Here is a 17,653-nt window from a genome sequence, read left to right as displayed (position 1 = left end):
CTCCCCGCTCTCGCCGCCGGCTGGCGTCTGTTGACCTATCAGCGCCGTTCCTCCAGCTGCTTACAGGTGACGCAGCGGGTCGCCGATGGGAAGGCCGCCAGCCGCTCGACCGGAATGGCATCGCCGCACCGCTCGCACCAGCCGTAGCTGCCCTCGTCGAGCCGCTCCAGCGCGCGCTCCACCTGGGTGGTGCGCTCGAGGATGCTGTTCGCCAGCGAGATCTCCTGCTCGCGCTCGAAGGTCTTGCTGCCGGTGTCGGCCTGGTCGTCACCGGCAGAGTCGGTGAGCCGGTCCCGTTGCAGCTCGGCGATCTCCGCGAGGTGGAGTTGGTACTCCTCGCGAAGCTCGTCGAGCCGGGCCGCCAACGCCGCCCGGATCCGCTCGGTCTCATCCGCCGACCGGGTCGGCTTCGGCTTTTCCGCCTTCTTTGGTGGCGCCTTCTTGGCCGGAGTCGACTTCGCCGCAGCCGTAGACTTTGCCGCGCTGCCGGCCTTCGCCGGCTTCGCGGCCGTGCCGCTGCCCGCCGACTCCGAGGCGGGCTTGGTCTTCGCCGCCGGAGCAGCCTGGCGCTTCTCCTTCGTCCGCTCAGCCATCGCGTCCCCCAGATACGGAAATGGGCGCGCAGCGGGTCGCTGCGCACTCCATAGGGTGGCAAGGATACGGAACGTACTGGGTTCCGACAACTACGCCACACCAATGTCACGATCATCAGCCCGGATAAACTAGGATTTTAACCCTTAAAACCCTCATCCTTCTCGCAGTTCGCCATCCTCGCCGAACCAACGGGCCAGCCGGCCGCGGCGGCTGACCGCCCGCAGTCGCTTCTCGGCCGCGTCCCGCACATCGGCGGTGGCGACCACCAGCAGACTGTCGCCGACCCGGATCCGGGTCGTCGGGCCCGGCACGAACCCGTTGCCCTCCCGCAACACCAGGGTCACCGCCGCGCCGGTCGGCAGTCGCAGCTCGTCGATGTGCACTCCAGCCAGCCGGGACCCGGCCGGCACCTGCAGCTCCAGCAGATCGGCGTGGAGCCGGTCCAACGGCGCGGTCTCGACCGGCAACTCCGACGCCTCGGTCGGAGCCGTCACTCGCGCCCACCGGGCGGCCGTCGGCAGCGTCGTCCCCTGCACCAAGGTGAAGATCACCACCAGCACGAACACCACGTTGAACAGCCCCTGCGCGCCGACGACCTGCTCCGAGAGCGGGATGGTCGCCAACACGATCGGCACCGCCCCCCGCAGCCCAGCCCAGGCCAGGAAGGACTGCTCCCGCAGCCGCACCCGGAAGCCGGTCACGCTGACCGCGACCGAGACCGGTCGAGCCAGAAATACCAGCACCAACCCGACCACGATCGCCGAGGGCAACGCAGCCGGCAGCTCCGAGGGCGAGACCAGCAATCCCAGCATGACGAACAGACCGATCTGCGCCAACCAGGCGATACCCTCGGCGAAGCTGAGGATCGCCTGCCGGTGGGGCAGCCGGGAGTTTCCCAAGATCACCCCGGCGACGTAGACCGCCAGGAACCCGGATGCTTGGACAATCGTCCCCGCCGCGTAGGCGAGAATGGTGAATCCCACTACCGCCAACGGGTACAACCCCGCCGCTGGTAATGCCGCACGGCGCAACACCGCCGCGCCCACCAGCCCGGCCACCGCGCCGATCAGGCCACCGACGACGAATTGGTAGAGGACCGAGAAACCCTCCTGCCACCAGGTGGTGAACGCGGCTGTCGACAGCAGCATGACCGCGATCACCGCGGCCGGGTCGTTGCTGCCCGACTCCGCCTCCAGCGTCGCCGCCACCCGCGGGCGCAGCTTCAGCCGCCGGAGAGTAGCGAAGACCGCCGCCGCGTCGGTGGAAGAGAGCACCGCCCCGTAGAGCAGAGCCAACTCCAGCCGCATCCCGAGCAACCAGTGCAGGGCGAAACCGACGACCAGGATGCTGGTCAGCACCCCGATAGTGGAGAGCACCGCGGCTCGGGCGGCCACCGGCCGCAGCGCCGACCAGCGTACGGTCAGCCCACCCTCAGCGATGATCACCACCAGCGCCAACAGCCCCAGGTTGCGGGTCAGCTCGGCATCCTCGAACTGCAGCCCAAGCCCGGCCTCGCCCAGCCCGACTCCGATCGCCAGGTAGATCAGCAGCACTGGTAGGCCCAACCGATTCGACAGCCGCATCACCGCCACCGAGATCAGCAGGACGACGGCGCCGATCAGCAGCGCCAGGACCAGTTCGTAGGTCACCGGGCACCACTGTCGCGCAGCTCTGCGATCCGGGAGGCCAATCCGTCATCGCCCGGCGAGGTGACCGCGAACAGTTTGTCGCGGCTAGCGGCGCCCCGGCGCAGCACCACCGCACTCCGGCGTACCTTGAGCGCGGCTGCTAGTGCCCTACGGGCGGCCTCGGTCGCCCGGCCGTCTACCGCCGGTGCGGCGACCGAGATCACCAGCGCCGCACCGAACGGCCCGGAGTGATGACCGCCCACCATGGCACGCGAGGCGCCGGGTTTGACCCGCACCGCCACCGTCACCTCGTCAGACACGTACCCATTCTGCCGTGCGCAAGGTCAGCACCCGATCGCGACCGGTCAGACCCGGCGAGCATCCGCCAACAACGCGCTGTCCGGCTCACAAAGACCGCACGGGGTGAAGCCAAGCTCCATCGCCTCGGCGACCGGCAACGGCTCGCTCTCCCGGGCCATCAGGTGGACGCAGCCCGGCAGATGGTAGCGGGGTCGGCCGTCCACCACGAGAACGTCGGTGTGCATCCGACTCACCCGAGCGGCGTCGGCCGCGGACACCTGCTGCGGCGCCGGCTCATCCGACGGCTCCTCGTCATCGACCTCCGCCGCCTCGGGCAGGTCACCGCTCGGAGCCGAAGGCGGCGACTCGGGGCCGGCGGCGGCGGTCGGCGGGCCACCGAGCATCTGGCTGGGGATGGCGACGGTGGACCCGGCTGCGGCGACTGGCGCCGGGTCGGGCAAGGCCGGTGGCGCGTCGGCCACCCGGGCCATCGGCGCGGTAGTCGCCGCAGCAGACCCGTGGCGGGCCGCGGCGGTCGGCGCGTCAGCCGCCCGCCGGGCCCCCACCACCAGCGTCACCGCCGCCAGCAGACTGGCGGCGATCGAGCCGCTCAGCAGCACGCTCGACGATTGCCACAGCCCGAGCACGAGCAACGTGGCGGCTCCCGCGATCAGCAGGAGACTTGCGACGATCACGGCACATCACTCCCAGTACCTGGGGGTGGTCCAGCATCGACTGCGGCGGCGAGGAGGGGCGCAGCGGGCTGGGGGGCGTCGTTGCGGGCTTGGCCGGTTGCTAGTGACCCTCATGCCCGTACGCGCCCGCACCCGCGAGCGCACCGCCGGACCGGTTGCCTTCCGTGCGGTTCATCTCGACCTCCAGGCCCTGGCCACGACCCTCGAGATCCCGAAGCTGGCTCTCCAGGTACGCCTTCAACCGGGTCCGGTACTCCCGCTCGAACTGCTTCAGCTCCTCGATGTGCTTCTGCAGTGCGGAGCGTTTCGCGTCCAGCCCGCCCATCGCCTCCTGGTGCCGCTGTCGCGCGTCCCGCTCCAGCGCCTCCGCCTTGCTGCGGGCCTCGCGGGTCAGCTCTTCGGCCTTGCTGCGAGCCTCCGAGAGCACCTTGTCGGCCTCCCGGCGGGCGTCCGAGACGTGGTCGTCGGCGGTGCGCTGGGCCATCATCAGCACCCGCAACGCCTGCTGTTCGCCGTCCGGGCCGACCGCCTCCGCGCCAGCGGCCCGGAACTGCTCCAGCTCCGCCTGCATGGTGCGGGCCGCCTGCTCGGCGGCTTGCTTGTCTCGCTGGATCCGATCCAGTTGGGACTTCAGATCGGAATTCTCCTGGGCGAGCCGTGGGTCTCCACCCCCTGATGCGCCGCGGCCTCCGCCGCGCTCAAGGTTGGCTCGCAGTTCGTTGTTCTCCTCGATGAGGCGGGCAAGCTCGCGCTCGACCTCGTCCAGGAAGGCGTCGACCTCTTCCTCGTCATACCCTCGCTTGCCTATCGGCGGCTTCTTGAAGGCGACATTGTGAACGTCAGCCGGGGTTAGCGGCATCGAAACTCCTCCGGTCAAGTGCGGCGGCGCAGACCGCTGGCCACCTGCCTAAGCGCTGCTCAGGCCGGCGATCAGGCTCCCTACCACGGCGAACAACACGAACAGCATAACCAGCAGCACCAGGGCGGCGAGGTCGATGCTCACGCTACCAATCCGCAACGGTGGGATCACCCGCCTCAACGCCTTGAGGGGCGGATCGGTGACGGTCCACACGGACTCCATCGTCGCGGCCGCCCCCCGACCGGGTTGCCACCGCCGCGAGTAAGCCAGCACCCAACTCATCACAAACCGGGCGAACAGTAGGAGGAGGAACAGGTACAGCAGGACATAAACCACCTGCAGCACAAGCACGAAGCCCACTGGCACATCCCTCGTTCGGATTAGGCGGAGCTGGTGGCGGACTCACCGGTGGTGAAAGAACTCACCCTCCGCGATCTTGGCTTTGTCCTCCGCGGTGACGTGGACATTTGCCGGCGAAAGCAGAAACACCCGGTTCGTCACGCGCTCCATAGTACCGCGCAGTCCAAACGCCAGACCGGCACCGAAGTCCACCAGCCGGCGGGCATCGGCCTCCTCCATCTCGGTGAGATTCATGATCACCGGAGTGCCTTCCCGGAAGTGTTCGCCGATGGTGCGCGCCTCCCGGTACGTGGTCGGATGCAGCGTCGTGATCTGGTAACGCCGCTCCTCCTCGCTGGCGGCGCGCTCGTTCGGCACGACCGGTGACGGCGCCAATGCGAGGTTGTCCCGGGTGAGGTGACTCACGCCGCCGTCACGGCTCGCCGACTCCCGCGTGATCGAACGCACGTTGCTGCGAGCTTCCTCACTCCGCTCCGGTCGGCGGGCTCCACCCCGGTCAGCGGACCGCTCCGGGGCCCGCTCGGGGGCGCGCTCAGACGCCCGCTCTGGTGCCCGCTCCGCGGGCCACAGACTCTCCCGCGAACGGGAGGGCGGTGCCTCGTCCTCGTCCCCGTAGTCATCGTCGTACTCCGCCGCGGACTCTGTACGCCGCGGCCGGGCACGGTCACGGCCGGCCTGGGTGAACTCACGCTCGTCGTACGCGTCGCTCTCATCCTCGATGAGACCGAGCCACACCCCCGCCTTTCGCAGTGCGCTCATGGCTGACCCTCCGTCCGGAGCGACCGTTCCCCCGCGAACCCGGAATGACACCCGTGTAATTTGGCCGCCCAGCTCAGGTTACCGCAGGCTGTCACGCTTTCCGAGCAAGGCGGAGCCGATCCGTAGGTGTGTCGCTCCACAGGCGAGCGCAGCCTCAAGGTCCCCGCTCATCCCGGCAGAGACCATGGTCGCCGCCGGATGCTCCGCCCGCAACCGGGATGCGATGTCGGCAAGCTGACCGAACGCCTCCGTCGGCGACCACGACATCGGCGCCACCGCCATCACCCCCCGCAGCCGCAGCGACGAGGCGGTCACCACCGCCGCCACTACGGCCGGCAGCCCGGCCTGCGAAATCCCGCCCCGTGACTCATCATCGTCGATGCTCACTTGGACCAGCACCTCGAGCGGCTCGACCCGCTCCGTAGCGGCGGCCGCGGCGAGCGCCCCGGCGAGCCGCACACTGTCGACGGTGTGCACGACATCGGCGTAGCGCGCCACCGAACGGCATTTGTTGCGCTGCAACCGCCCGACGAAGTGCCACCGGACCGACGCACCGACGGCCGCGGTCTCGGCGGCCTTCGGCGCGGCCTCCTGGTCCCGATTCTCACCAATGTCGGTTACCCCGAGCCGGGCCAACCGAACCACATCCGCGGCCGGATATGTCTTCGTGACCGCGATCAGCGTCGCCTCAGCGGGATCCCGGCCAGCCGCCCGGGCCCCCTCGGCGATCCGCTCCCGAACCGCCGCCAGGGACGCCGACAACTCGGCGAGCCGAGGGTCACCCCCCGCGTCGAGATCCTCCCGGAGCGTACTCACGATCCGTTCTTGAGGAACTCGGGCACATCGACGTCGTCGAACAACACCCGACGCGCCGTCGGCGGCGGCGAGGTCGGCGCCGCTGGCGGGGCCGAGGTCGGCGGCTCCGGCGGCGTGGCGGGCTTACGCGGCTCCGCCGGCTTATACGCGGGCGTGCCGCCGTCGAACCCGGCGGCGATCACCGTCACCCGGACCTCGTCGCCGAGGGCATCGTCGATCACCGCCCCGAAGATGATGTTCGCTTCCGGGTGGGCCGCGTCGGTAACCAACTGAGCCGCGTCGTTGATCTCGAAGAGCCCAAGGTCCGAGCCGCCGGCGATAGACAGCAGCACGCCCCGGGCGCCGTCCATACTCTGCTCCAGCAACGGACTGGAGATGGCGGCCTCCGCCGCCTCCACCGACCGGCTGTCGCCCCGCGCCCCGCCGATCCCCATCAACGCACTGCCGGCCCCGCTCATCACGCTCTTCACATCGGCGAAGTCGAGGTTGATCAGACCCGGTGTGGTAATCAGGTCGGTGATGCCCTGGACACCCGAGAGCAGCACCTGATCCGCCTGCCGGAACGCGTCCATCATGCTCATGCTGCGGTCCCCGAGCGCCAGCAGCCGGTCGTTAGGGATCACGATCAGCGTGTCGCACTGGTTGCGCAGCTCGTCGATGCCGGTCTCCGCCTGCACCTGGCGCCGCTTACCCTCGAACGAAAACGGACGGGTCACCACGCCGATGGTCAGCGCGCCGAGTTTACGGGCGATATTGGCCACCACCGGAGCGCCACCGGTACCGGTGCCGCCGCCCTCACCGCACGTGACGAAGACCATGTCGGCGCCCTTGAGCACCTCCTCGATCTCGTCGCGGTGATCCTCGGCGGCGTGCTTGCCGACATCCGGATCAGCACCCGCCCCCAGCCCACGGGTCAATTCCCGGCCCACGTCCAACTTGACGTCGGCGTCGCTCATCAACAATGCCTGGGCATCGGTGTTGACCGCGATGAACTCAACCCCCTTGAGTCCCACCTCGATCATTCGGTTCACGGCGTTGACGCCGCCACCGCCGATGCCGACGACCTTGATGACCGCGAGGTAGTTGTGCGGATGCGTCATCGGTCAGCCCTCCCTTCGATCGAGGCGACTCGCAAGCTACCACCCTCTACTAGAGGCCAACAGTAAAGTCAACCTTCTCACGCAGCGTAGGCGCCGGGCCCGCCAGAGCCGGGCACCACGCTCCCGGCGTGTCGGACTTTTGAATCAGCGTACGCTGACCACCTGCGGCGCGCTCACATCGATAATCTCACCCTCCTGGTCCAGCAGTGCAGCCACCACCCGGGCTTTGAGTTCGCTATCGTGCTCATCACCCCAGATCACCGTCCAGCCTGAGGAGAGCTCCAGCTCGATACTGACCGGACCGGTAACCGTCACCGTCAACAGCTGTTCACGCAACGGCGGTGCCAACGCCGCAAGCACCGTCAGCGCCGACCGGATCTGCTCGCCAGCGTCACCGGTGTCGGATACCACCACCTCCGGCAACCCCGCCGGCGCCCGCGGCACCTCATGAAACAGCAGCCCCTCCGCGTCGACCAAGGCGAACTCCCCACCGGTCGACACCGCGGCGACCGGCTCCCGCTCCACCACCTCGATCACCACGGTGTCCGGAAACCGACGATGCACCTGCACCGACGCCACCGCCGGCAACTGCCCGACCCGTTCGACGACGTCGGACTCCCGGACCCGCAACAATGGCGTCCGGCGATCCACCCCGGCCACCGCCACCACCTCCTCGGCAGCGACCAGGTCAGCGCCGGCCACCTCGACCGAACGCACCCCCAGCAGCGACGTTCCCCACAGGAGCCAACCCGCGAGCATCGCTGTACCGAGCAACGCCCCCGACCCGAGCCACCATCGACGGCGACGCACCGCATCCCGGCGGCGGGGTCGACGCGCCATAAAGAACCGCCGCACCGACGCCGGCACCGCGTCGGTACTGGCCCGGACCAACCGCCAGCGCCGCGGGGTGGTACTCATCGACTACCGCTCCGCGAAGGCGGCGAGCAGCTCCTCACCCAGCAACGAGATCGGTGGCGCGCCCATCGTCACCACCACATCGCCCGGCCGCACCCGCGCCACTACCTCTGCCGTGACCGCCTCCCAATCCGGCACGAAGACCTTCTGCGGGTCCGGCAGCTCAATCGCCGCGGTCAACGACGTGCCGCCCTCGCCGGGCTGGCGAACCTCCCCCGGGCCGAAGACCTCCATCACCACCGCCTGATCGGCCAGCGCCAGCGCGGCCGCCAACTCGGCCTGCAACTCCCGGGTCCGGTAGACCCGGTACGGCTGGAAGACCACGAGCAGTCGGCCCGCTCCGGCGATCTCCCGGAGCGTCCGCAACGCCAAGGTCACCGACGTCGGGTGGTACGCGTACTCGTCATAAACCCGGACCCCCGCCTCGGTGCCCTTCAACTCGAACCTACGCCGGACCCCGGGGAAGGCCGCCAACCCGCCAGCGATCGCCGCCGGCGGTACGCCCAGCCGCAACGCCACCAACGCGGCAGCGGCGCTGTTCAGCCCCAGATGCGCACCGGGCATCGGCACCGAGACCTCACCGACCCGGACCCCGTCCAGATAAGCGACGTACTGCGCACCGGCGACGCTCGATCGCAGCTGCTCCACTCGCAGGTCCGCGTCGGCGGCCTCGCCGTAGGTGTGGACGGTGCGGCCGGTGGCCCGCAGCCGCCGGGTCAACTCCCGGGTACGCTCCTGATCGGCGGAGGTGACCACGAACCCCGCCGGATCGACGGTCTGGCCGAACTCGAAGAACGCCTCGGCCAAACCCTCAAGGTCACCATAGGTATTGAGATGATCAGCGTCGATATTGGTCACCAGACCGGCGTACGGGGCGTACCGCAGAAACGAACCGTCGGCCTCGTCGGCCTCGATGACGAAATCCTCACCGGTGCCGTGATGGGCACCGCCCCCGCTCTCGGAGACCTCACCGCCGATCACGAACGACGGGTCCCGCCCGGCATGCTGCAGAATCGCGGTCAGCATCGAGGTGGTGGTGGTCTTGCCGTGAGTACCCGCCACCGCGACCGTACGGTGGCCGCTGGTGGCAGCCACCAACGCCTCCGAGCGGTGCAACACCCGCAGGCCGCGGCGACGAGCCTCCACCAACTCCACATGGTCGGCGGGGATCGCGGTGGAGTAGACCACCGTGTCCGCGCCGTCGAGATTGGAGACCTCGTGGTCGGGGAAGATGGTGCCGCCCAGCGCCCGCAGCGCGGCAAGCACCGGCCACTGTTTCAGCTCGCTACCGGTAACCGGGATCCCCCGGGTCAACAACAGCCGGGCGAGCTGGCTCATGCCGACACCGCCCACGCCGATCAGATGCACGGTCCCGAGCTGCTCGGCCGTGAGCGCCTCAGGCTGCGCCGGTGCGGTCGTCACCGTTCCCCCTCCGTCTGCTGCGATCCACGCCCGCTCGCTGCGGTCCTCGCGCTCACCGCAGACCACTGTTCGCGACTGCGGTCCTCACTCGCTCCGCTCGCTGCGGTCCTCGCGCTCACCGCACCACCAAGTTCACGACTGCGGTCCTCACTCGCTCCGCTCGCTGCGGTCCTCGCGCTCACCGCAGACCACTGTTCACGACTGCGGTCCTCACTCGCTCCGCTCGCTGCGGTCCTCGCGCTCACCCTGGCACCACTTCGAGGACGAACTCTCGCAGCGCCTCGTCACCGTCACGGCGACCGTAGGCGGCCGCGGCAACGCCCATCGCGGCGAGCCGGGCCGGATCGCCCAACAACGGCAAGACGTGCTTCTCGATCCAGTCCGGAGTGAGCTGGTCGTCGTCGACGAGCAACCCGCCGCCGGCCTCCACCACCGGCAGCGCGTTACGGCGCTGCTCCTGATTGCTGTGCGGGTACGGCACATAGACCGCTGGCAGCCCCACCGCCGCCAGCTCGGCACAGGTCATCGCCCCGCCGCGGGAGAGCACGAGATCCGCGGCCGCATACCCCAGCTCCATCTCATCCAGGAACTTGACGCTCACGTACGGCATCGGCAGCCCCGCCGGGATCTCAACATCCTCATTGCGAGCGCCGATCACGTGTAGCACCTGCACCCCGGCGGCGGTGACCGCCTTCGCCGCACCGGCCATCGCCAGGTTGATCGACCGGGCGCCCTGGGAGGCACCGAAGACGAAGAGCACCGGAGCGTCCGGGCGCAGCCCCAACCTGGCCCGGGCCTCCGCCCGCCGGGCGGCCCGATCGAGCCCGGTGATGCTGCGCCGCAGCGGCACCCCGACCAACCGGGCGTTACGCAGCGATTTGACCTGGTTCAGCTGGTGCGGGAAGCCGACCGCGACATGCGGGGTCAGCTTCATCGCCAACCGGTTCGCGACGCCGGGCGGCACGTTCACCTCGTGGATCACCGAAGGCATCTCCCGGCGCCAGGCGGCGAGGTAGGCGGGGACCGCCACGTAGCCGCCGAAGCCCACCACCACCTGCGCCTCGACCTCGTCCAGGATCTCGCCGGCCGCCTTCGCCGACCGCCACATCCGGTCCGGCGTACGCATCAGGTCAAGACTCACCGACCGCGGCAACTGGTAGGCAGGCACGTGTCGCAGATCGTAGCCGCGCGGGGGGATCAACTCGTTCTCCAGACCTCTGGGCGTGCCCAGGCAGGTGATCCGGATCTCCGGGTTGTGCCTCCGCAGACAGTCTGCGAAGGCCAGCAGCGGGAAGACGTGCCCACCGGTGCCGCCACCGGCGAGCACCACGGAGCTGATTACCCTGCTCAACGTACCTCCTGACGGGGAGTCCCTCGATTGCTGGGATCGGACGCGGCGGCCGCTGGGTCCCGCGGCAGCGGCGGCAACGGCGCCCAGAGTAGCTGGACCCATTTCGCCGGCGGTCGGGCGTGTAGGGCACGGGCGGCGGCCGGCTCGACCCGGGCGAACGACAGCAGCATCCCCACCGCCGCCATCGTGACGATCAGCGCGCTGCCGCCAGCGGAGATGAACGGCAACGGCAATCCGGTGATCGGCAACAGCCCGACCACCCCACCGATATTGATCACGGTCTGTCCGACGATCCAGGCAGCCACCCCGGCGGCGGCCAACCGCCGGAACCGGTCCGGCACCCGCCGGGCAATCCGCAGCGCGGTGTAGGCGAAGACGGCGAACAGCCCCAACACAACCAGGCAGCCCACTACGCCGAGTTCTTCGCCGATCACCGCGAAGATGAAGTCGTTGTGCCCCTCCGGCAGCCAGCCCCAGCTGTGGCTGGCGTTGCCGAGCCCCACCCCGAACCAGCCGCCGTCGCCGAGCGCGCTGCGGCCCTGCATCGCCTGATAACACTCGTCCAGCACGTCGCAGTCTGGATTCAGGAACGCGGTCAGCCGCTCCATCCGGTAGCTGCGCTGGAGAAAAACCAAGAACGCAACGCCGGCCAGGCCGATCACCGCCATCACCGCGAACACCTGCAGCCGCACCCCGGCCGCCCACAGCATGCCCACGAACAGCACCACCAGACACAACATGGTGCCGAGGTCCTGGTATCCCACGAGCGCGAGCATCAAACCCACCACTGGGAACAGCGGCCGGGCCAGTTCACGCCACCACCCGACCGCCGACCCCTTGCGGGCCAACACATCCGCCACCCACACCACGAGGGCGAACTTCGCCAACTCAGACGGCTGCACCGACAACGCGCCGATCTCCAGCCATCGCACGTTCGCCCCGATCGGACCGAGCTGCGGCGTCCCGATCAGCCCGACCCGGGAGGCGACGGAGAGCAGGTCGAGCAGCCCCTGCAGGGTGAACGCCACCAACAACAGCGGCAGGCCCAGCGCCCGGAAGGTACGGGCCGGGAGCCGCTGGCAGACCCAGAACGCCCCGAGCCCGAACACCGCGTAGGTGGCCTGCTCGGCGATGGCGGCGAAGGCGTTACCGTCAGTGGCGAAGGCATACACACTGGTCGCCGAGAAGACCATGGTCAGGCCGATCACCAGCAACAGCCCGGTGCTGGCCAGCAGCAGATGGTACGAGGTAAGGGGCCGGTCCAGTAATCCCCGCAGCACCGCCGCGGGGCGGCCGAGCAGGGCTCTCATCGGGCACCACCGGCCGGGTCGAGCCCGGTCACCGCAGCGACGAACGCCGCGCCCCGGGCGGCATAGTCGACGTACATGTCCCGCGAGGCGGCCGCCGGCGCCAACAGCACCGTGTCGCCGGGCCGGGCCAGCCCGGCAGCCGCCCGTACCACCTCTGCCATGGCTCCATCATCGGTGCTGGCGACCTCACGCACCGGCACCCCGGGCGCGTGTCGCGCCAACGCCGCCGCCAGCTCCGCCCGATCGACCCCCAGCAGCACCGCGCCGGCCAACCGGTCGGCCACCCGTGCGACCAACTCGTCGACCGCCACACCCTTCAGCTGACCGCCCGCGACCCACACCACCCGCGGATAGGACAGCAACGACGCGAGCGCGGCGTGCGGATTAGTGGCCTTACTGTCATCCACGTAACGGACCTGTGCCAGCGTCGCGACCTCGGCGTTGCGGTGCGGTTCCGGCTGGTACCCGGCGAGCCCCGCGGCAACCGCCGTGGCGGGCACCCCGTAGCCGAGCGCCACCGCCGCAGCGGCCAGCGCATTGGCGAGGTTGTGCGCCCCGGCCGGCCGGACCGCGTCGGCCCGGATCAGTTCGCCGCCGCCGAAGGCGCGGTCGACCAGGGCCCCGTCGGCGACACCGAGCTGGCCCGCGGCCGGTGGCCGCAGGGTGAATCCGACCCCACCAGCCGGCAGCCGCTCCGCCACCGCCGGATCGTCCAGATTGCCCACCGCGACTCCACCGTTGCCGGCCGACCGCCAGATCGCGGACTTCGCCTCGGCGTAGGCGGCCCGGCCGCCGTGCCACTCAAGATGGTCATCGGCGAGATTGAGCCAAGCCCCGATCTGCGGCGCCAACGTCTGCGACCAGTGCAGCTGCTGGCTGGACAGCTCCACTGCCAACACCTCATGGCCGGTGAGGTCGACCAGTGGGGCGCCGATGTTGCCCACGGCGGCGGCGCGCAGACCGGCCGCCCGCAGCATCGCCGCCAGCATGGTGACCGTGGTGGTCTTGCCGTTGGTGCCGGTCACCGCCAACCAGGCCGGGCTCTCCGGCGAGCGCAGCCGCCACGCCAGCTCTGGTTCGCTGTAAACCGCCACCCCGGCGGCGTAGGCCGCCGCCACCAGCGGATGGTGGGGCGGGAACCCGGGCGAGACGACCAGATCGGTGACCCCGTCGAAGAGCCCGGTCGGCGGCTCCGGCGCGACCACCACCCTCGCGCCCTCGGCCGCCAGCGCATCGGTCGCCGCCGACGCCCGCTGGTCGATCACGGTGACGGTGGCCCCCCGTCGCAGCAGACTCCGGGCGGCGGCGGCACCGGCTACCCCCGCGCCGGCCACCACCACCGGCCGCTGCCAGTCGCGGGCCCCAACATCGGGCCGCTGCCAGTCGCGGGCCCCAACATCGGGCCGCTGCCAGTCGCGGGCCATCATCCCCTCCCCGGCCATGCCCGCCTCACCCGGTGGCGGCGAGGAAGTCACCGTAGAAAATCCCCAGCCCCGCCGCGGCCGCGATCCCGGCGATGATCCAGAACCGGATGACCACGTTCACCTCGCTCCAACCGGCGAGCTCGAAGTGGTGGTGCAGCGGCGACATCCGGAAGACTCGTTTGCCGGTGGTCTTGTAGGAGACCCGTTGAATGATCAGCGACATGGTGATGATGACGAACAGCCCGCCCAGCAGCGGCAGCAGCATCACGGTGCGGGTGGCTACCGCCATGGCGGCCACCATGCCGCCGATCGCCATCGACCCGGTGTCGCCCATGAAGATCTTCGCTGGCGAGGCGTTCCACCACAGGAACCCGACCAGCGCGCCGACGACCGCCCCGGCGAGCAGCGCCACCTCCAGCGGGTCCCGGACCGCATAGCAGTAGTCCAGGTTGTAGCTGGGGTCGGCGCACCAGTGGCGGTATTGCCAGAACGCGATCAGGCCGTACGCGCCGAGCACCATCACCGAGGTGCCGGTGGCCAGCCCGTCCAACCCGTCGGTGAGGTTCACCGCGTTGGTCGTGGCCATCACCACCAGGATGAAGACGACCACCGCCCCGACCTGGGTGATGTTCAGCCAGTCGATGTCCCGCACGAACGAGAGGGTCTCGCTGCCGACGGTCTCGCCGTTGGTGCTCTCGAAGGTCAACGCCACCACGCCGAAGACCGCGCCGACCAACAGCTGACCGATGAGCTTGCTGCGTTCGGAGAGCCCGAGACTGTTGCGCTTGCGCACCTTGAGGTAGTCGTCGATGAAGCCGATCGCGCCACAGAAGACGAACAGCCCCAGAATCACCAACGCGGTCATGGTCGGCCCGACCTGCGCGATCTGTGCCGAGGGCAGGGTGGTCAGCGTCAGGTGACCCGCCACGTAGGCGATCAGCGTGGCGACGATGAAGACCACCCCGCCCATGGTCGGGGTGCCCTGCTTGGGCAGGTGACTCTGTGGACCATCACTGCGGACCGGCTGCCCGGCCCGCAGCCGCGAAAAGGCTCGGATCGCCCACGGGGTGCACAACAGTGACACCAGGAAGGCGACCGCGATAGCGACGACAACGGCTCTCATCCGCGCGCCACCTCCGCTCCCGCGACCGGGGCCGCCGCCGGCCGCAGCCAGTCGGCAACCTCCCAGGTCCGGTACCGGGAGCCCTTGACCAGCACCACGTCACCGGGGTCCAGATGGTCCCGCAGCCAGGCCACCGCCGCGTCCTGATCGGACACCAACACTGACTCTCCTCCCCACACTCGCCGCGCCCGGGCGAGGTCGGCGCCGGCATGGATCGGCGCCGCTTCGTCACCGACCACCACCAGCGCGTCCACACCGAGTTCGGCGGCGAGGGCGCCGACCTGCTCGTGCCCGGAACGCTCGTGCTCACCCAACTCGGCCAGGTAGCCGAGCACCGCCACGGTACGCCGGCCGCTGCCGAGGCTTACCAGTGCCCGCAGCGCCGCCTCGGTCGAGGCTGGGTTAGCGTTGTACGAATCGTCGATGACGGTGATCCCGTCGGGGCGGTCGAAGACATCCATCCGGCGCGCCGAGGTGACCCGCAGCGTCCCCAGTGCCGCCGCCAATTCGGTCACCGGCAGGCCCAGTTCCCGGCCGACCGCGGCCACCGCCAGAGTGTTGCCGACCTGATGGGCTCCGGTCACCTGCAGCCGCACCGGCGCGCTCCCCTCCGGAGTGACCAAGGTGTAGCCCGGCCGACCCCGGTCGTCGAGCGTGACGTCGGCGGCCCGAACCTCGGCGGCGGCCGACTCCCCGACGAGCACCACCCGGGCGGCGGTCCGGGCGGCCATCGCCGCGACCGCCGGATCGTCGGCGTTGAGCACCGCTAGCCCGTCGGCCGGCAGCGCCTCCACCAGTTCGCCCTTGGCCTGCGCGATCGCCTCGACGCTGCCGAATTCGCCGAGATGCGCGACGCCGACGTTGAGAACCACCCCGATCTGGGGTGGCGCCACCCGGCACAGGTAGGCGATGTGCCCCAGACCGCGGGCGGCCTTCTCCAACACCAGGAAGCGGGTGTCGGGGTCGGCCCGCAACACCGTGTACGGGTGTCCGAGCTCGTTGTTCAGCGAGCCGGCCGGCGCCACCGTGGCGCCGAGCGCGGTGGTGAGCTGGGCGAGTAGATCCTTGGTGGTGGTCTTGCCGGAGGAGCCGGTCACCCCGATCACCCGCAGGTCCGGGGTGAGCCGGTCGCAGACCGCCCGGGCCAGCGCCGCCAACGCCGCCAACGGGTCGTCAACCAGCACCATCGGCGCCCCGTCGAGCGGCCGGGTGCCCAGCACCGCGACGGCGCCGCTGGCCAGCGCGGCCGGGACGAAATCGTGCCCGTCGACTCGTTCGCCGACCAGCGCTACGAACAGCCCGCCCGGTCCGACCCGTCGCGAATCGTGCTCGACCGAGCCGGTCACCCGGACCTCCGGGGCCACACCGGTGAGCGTGCCGCCGGTGGCCGCGGCCACCTCCGCCATCGTCAACCCGATCACGTCGCCGCCTCCGTGAGCGCCTGGGCCAACAGTTCCCGGTCGTCAAACGGCCGGATCTCGCCGTCGATCTCCTGACCGCGTTCGTGGCCCTTGCCGAGCACCGCCACCACGTCGCCGGGGGCGGACCGGCCCACCGCCTCGTAGAGGGCCCGGCGGCGCCCCGCCACCTCCACCACGGCGGCGCCCGCCACCGTTCGGGCCCCCTCGATCACCGCTGCCCGGATCGCCGCCGGGTCCTCGGTACGCGGATTGTCGTCAGTGATGACCACCAGGTCCGCGCCGCGTGCCGCCGCCTGCCCCATCAGCGACCGCTTGCCGGGGTCGCGGTCCCCGCCGGCGCCGATCACACAGATGAGCCGGCCCCGGCGGGCGGCGGCGACCGGACGCAGTGCGGCGAGCGCCGCCACGATGGCGTCAGGTTTGTGGGCGTAGTCGACCACTCCGAGCACCGGGCCGTCGCCCACCCGCTCCAGCCGGCCGGGCACGCCGGGGCAGCCGGCGATCCCGTCCGCCGCCACCGCCGGGTCGATCCCGAGCGACGTCAGCGCGGCCATCGCCAGCAGTGCGTTGGCGACGTTGTGGCGGCCCGGCAGGCGTACCCCGGCGGTGACCGCCCCAGCCGGCCCGTGCGCCAGGAAGCTCTGCTCGACCGCGCCGGTGATCTTGCTGGCGTACCAGCTTGCGGCCGGGTCGCCGGCGGCGGAGTAGGTAACCGTCTGTGGTTTCATCAGCGAATTGAGCGCGGGGTCGTCGGCGTTGAGCACCTCGACCTCGCACCGGCCGTCGAACAGCTTCGCCTTCGCCGCGAAGTAGGCCGCCACGTCCGGGTGGAAGTCGAGGTGGTCCAGGCCGAAGTTGGTCCACCCGCCGACGGCGAACCGCACCCCGCCGACCCGGTCGAGCTCCAGCGCGTGGCTGGAGACCTCCATCGCCACCGCGTCCACCCCCCGTTGCTCCGCCAGCGCGAACAGGGCGTGCAGATCGGTCGCCTCCGGGGTGGTGCGGACGCTGTCGACGACCAGGTCATCCAACCGGGTCTCCACGGTGCCGAGTAACGCCGGGGTCCGGCCGGCGGCTCGCAGACCGGCCTCGACCAGGTACGCGGTGGTGGTCTTGCCGGCGGTGCCGGTGATGCCGATGACTGGTAGCCGGGCGGTCGGGTCGCCGTAGACCCGGGCCGCGACCAGCCCGAGCACCGCCCGGGGATTCGGGACGATCAGGGCCGGTAAGCCTGCCGTCGCAGCGGCGTCGGCGCCAGCCCGGTCGGTGAGGACGGCCCGGGCGCCCGCGGCTGCGGCGGCGGCCACGAACTCGGCACCGTGCCGGCGTTGCCCCGGCAGGGCGGCGTACAGGTCTCCCGGCTGCACCGCGTCGCTGGCGTGGGTTACCCCGGTAACCAGCACCGGCGCTGCAGGTCCGCCGGTGACCGGCACCGGCGCTGCGGGGCCGCCGGTGACCGGCACCGGCTCTGCGGGAAGGCCGACCACGGCGGCGAGTTCGGCCAGCGGACACGGCAGCAGCCGTGGTGGCCGGGGCAGCGTTGACACCACGGCGCTAGACGTTACCGTGCGGCCGC

General features: G+C 70.5%; 17 protein-coding genes. All 17 read right to left on the bottom strand.

Features of this window, described 5'->3' with window-relative positions; genetic code table 11:
• Positions 1–38: 38 nt before the first annotated feature.
• The 17 genes from JQS43_RS08820 to JQS43_RS08740 all read right to left on the bottom strand — a co-directional run bounded on the left by JQS43_RS08820 (position 39) and on the right by JQS43_RS08740 (position 17,624).
• A complete protein-coding gene (locus tag JQS43_RS08820; protein WP_420847689.1) occupies positions 39–377 on the bottom strand; it encodes a TraR/DksA family transcriptional regulator in 339 nt (112 codons plus the stop codon).
• A gap of 369 nt (positions 378–746) precedes the next feature.
• Entirely contained in the window at positions 747–2,243 is a 1,497-nt protein-coding gene (locus JQS43_RS08815) for a potassium/proton antiporter (protein WP_239678568.1), read from the bottom strand.
• Positions 2,240–2,542 (bottom strand): DUF167 domain-containing protein, encoded by a 303-nt coding sequence (locus JQS43_RS08810; RefSeq protein ID WP_275581057.1) that lies wholly within the window; start codon positions 2,540–2,542, stop codon positions 2,240–2,242. The genes JQS43_RS08815 and JQS43_RS08810 overlap by 4 nt, the downstream gene beginning before the upstream one ends.
• 45 nt (positions 2,543–2,587) lie before the next feature.
• A complete protein-coding gene (locus JQS43_RS08805; protein WP_239678567.1) occupies positions 2,588–3,217 on the bottom strand; it encodes a hypothetical protein in 630 nt (209 codons plus the stop codon).
• A 100-nt stretch (positions 3,218–3,317) separates the two neighbouring features.
• Positions 3,318–4,076 (bottom strand): DivIVA domain-containing protein, encoded by a 759-nt coding sequence (locus JQS43_RS08800; protein WP_239678566.1) that lies wholly within the window; start codon positions 4,074–4,076, stop codon positions 3,318–3,320.
• A gap of 48 nt (positions 4,077–4,124) precedes the next feature.
• A complete protein-coding gene (locus JQS43_RS08795) occupies positions 4,125–4,427 on the bottom strand; it encodes a YggT family protein (protein WP_239679370.1) in 303 nt (100 codons plus the stop codon).
• 51 nt (positions 4,428–4,478) lie between these two features.
• Positions 4,479–5,195 (bottom strand): cell division protein SepF, encoded by a 717-nt coding sequence (locus tag JQS43_RS08790; protein ID WP_239678565.1) that lies wholly within the window; start codon positions 5,193–5,195, stop codon positions 4,479–4,481.
• 78 nt (positions 5,196–5,273) lie between these two features.
• Entirely contained in the window at positions 5,274–6,011 is a 738-nt protein-coding gene (locus JQS43_RS08785; protein WP_239678564.1) for a YggS family pyridoxal phosphate-dependent enzyme, read from the bottom strand.
• Positions 6,008–7,111: a cell division protein FtsZ gene (gene ftsZ, locus JQS43_RS08780; protein WP_239678563.1), complete on the bottom strand. Its 1,104-nt coding sequence runs from the start codon at positions 7,109–7,111 to the stop codon at positions 6,008–6,010. The genes JQS43_RS08785 and ftsZ overlap by 4 nt, the downstream gene beginning before the upstream one ends.
• Before the next feature lie 144 nt (positions 7,112–7,255).
• Positions 7,256–8,029: a cell division protein FtsQ/DivIB gene (locus tag JQS43_RS08775; RefSeq protein WP_239678562.1), complete on the bottom strand. Its 774-nt coding sequence runs from the start codon at positions 8,027–8,029 to the stop codon at positions 7,256–7,258.
• A gap of 3 nt (positions 8,030–8,032) precedes the next feature.
• Positions 8,033–9,448: a UDP-N-acetylmuramate--L-alanine ligase gene (gene murC, locus JQS43_RS08770; protein ID WP_239678561.1), complete on the bottom strand. Its 1,416-nt coding sequence runs from the start codon at positions 9,446–9,448 to the stop codon at positions 8,033–8,035.
• 241 nt (positions 9,449–9,689) lie between these two features.
• Positions 9,690–10,799 carry an undecaprenyldiphospho-muramoylpentapeptide beta-N-acetylglucosaminyltransferase gene (gene murG / locus JQS43_RS08765; protein WP_239678560.1) on the bottom strand — a complete coding sequence of 370 codons (1,110 nt, stop codon included), beginning with the start codon at positions 10,797–10,799 and terminating at the stop codon, positions 9,690–9,692.
• A complete protein-coding gene (ftsW, locus tag JQS43_RS08760; protein WP_239678559.1) occupies positions 10,796–12,109 on the bottom strand; it encodes a putative lipid II flippase FtsW in 1,314 nt (437 codons plus the stop codon). Before ftsW ends, murG begins: the two co-directional genes overlap by 4 nt.
• Positions 12,106–13,584, bottom strand: coding sequence for a UDP-N-acetylmuramoyl-L-alanine--D-glutamate ligase (murD, locus tag JQS43_RS08755; RefSeq protein WP_239678558.1), 1,479 nt, complete (start codon positions 13,582–13,584; stop codon positions 12,106–12,108). Before murD ends, ftsW begins: the two co-directional genes overlap by 4 nt.
• Positions 13,559–14,656 (bottom strand): phospho-N-acetylmuramoyl-pentapeptide-transferase, encoded by a 1,098-nt coding sequence (mraY, locus tag JQS43_RS08750; protein WP_239678557.1) that lies wholly within the window; start codon positions 14,654–14,656, stop codon positions 13,559–13,561. Before mraY ends, murD begins: the two co-directional genes overlap by 26 nt.
• Positions 14,653–16,077 carry a UDP-N-acetylmuramoyl-tripeptide--D-alanyl-D-alanine ligase gene (locus JQS43_RS08745; protein WP_239678556.1) on the bottom strand — a complete coding sequence of 475 codons (1,425 nt, stop codon included), beginning with the start codon at positions 16,075–16,077 and terminating at the stop codon, positions 14,653–14,655. Before JQS43_RS08745 ends, mraY begins: the two co-directional genes overlap by 4 nt.
• The gene (locus JQS43_RS08740; protein WP_420847688.1) at positions 16,074–17,624 is read right to left on the bottom strand and encodes a UDP-N-acetylmuramoyl-L-alanyl-D-glutamate--2,6-diaminopimelate ligase; all 1,551 of its coding nucleotides are present in this window, start codon (positions 17,622–17,624) and stop codon (positions 16,074–16,076) included. The genes JQS43_RS08745 and JQS43_RS08740 overlap by 4 nt, the downstream gene beginning before the upstream one ends.
• Positions 17,625–17,653: the final 29 nt, after the last annotated feature.

Origin of the sequence: Natronosporangium hydrolyticum (assembly GCF_016925615.1) — a bacterium.
GTDB lineage: Bacteria > Actinomycetota > Actinomycetes > Mycobacteriales > Micromonosporaceae > Natronosporangium > Natronosporangium hydrolyticum.
The sequence above is the reverse complement of the archived record's forward strand: the minus strand, read 5'-3'. Positions and strand labels throughout refer to the sequence as shown.

Coding starts and splice junctions, on each gene's coding strand:
- JQS43_RS08800 (WP_239678566.1), bottom strand. CDS start 4,076: ATGCCGCTAACCCCGGCTGACGTTCACAATGTCGCCTTCAAGAAGCCG.
- JQS43_RS08790 (WP_239678565.1), bottom strand. CDS start 5,195: ATGAGCGCACTGCGAAAGGCGGGGGTGTGGCTCGGTCTCATCGAGGAT.
- ftsZ (WP_239678563.1), bottom strand. CDS start 7,111: ATGACGCATCCGCACAACTACCTCGCGGTCATCAAGGTCGTCGGCATC.
- JQS43_RS08775 (WP_239678562.1), bottom strand. CDS start 8,029: ATGAGTACCACCCCGCGGCGCTGGCGGTTGGTCCGGGCCAGTACCGAC.
- ftsW (WP_239678559.1), bottom strand. CDS start 12,109: ATGAGAGCCCTGCTCGGCCGCCCCGCGGCGGTGCTGCGGGGATTACTG.
- mraY (WP_239678557.1), bottom strand. CDS start 14,656: ATGAGAGCCGTTGTCGTCGCTATCGCGGTCGCCTTCCTGGTGTCACTG.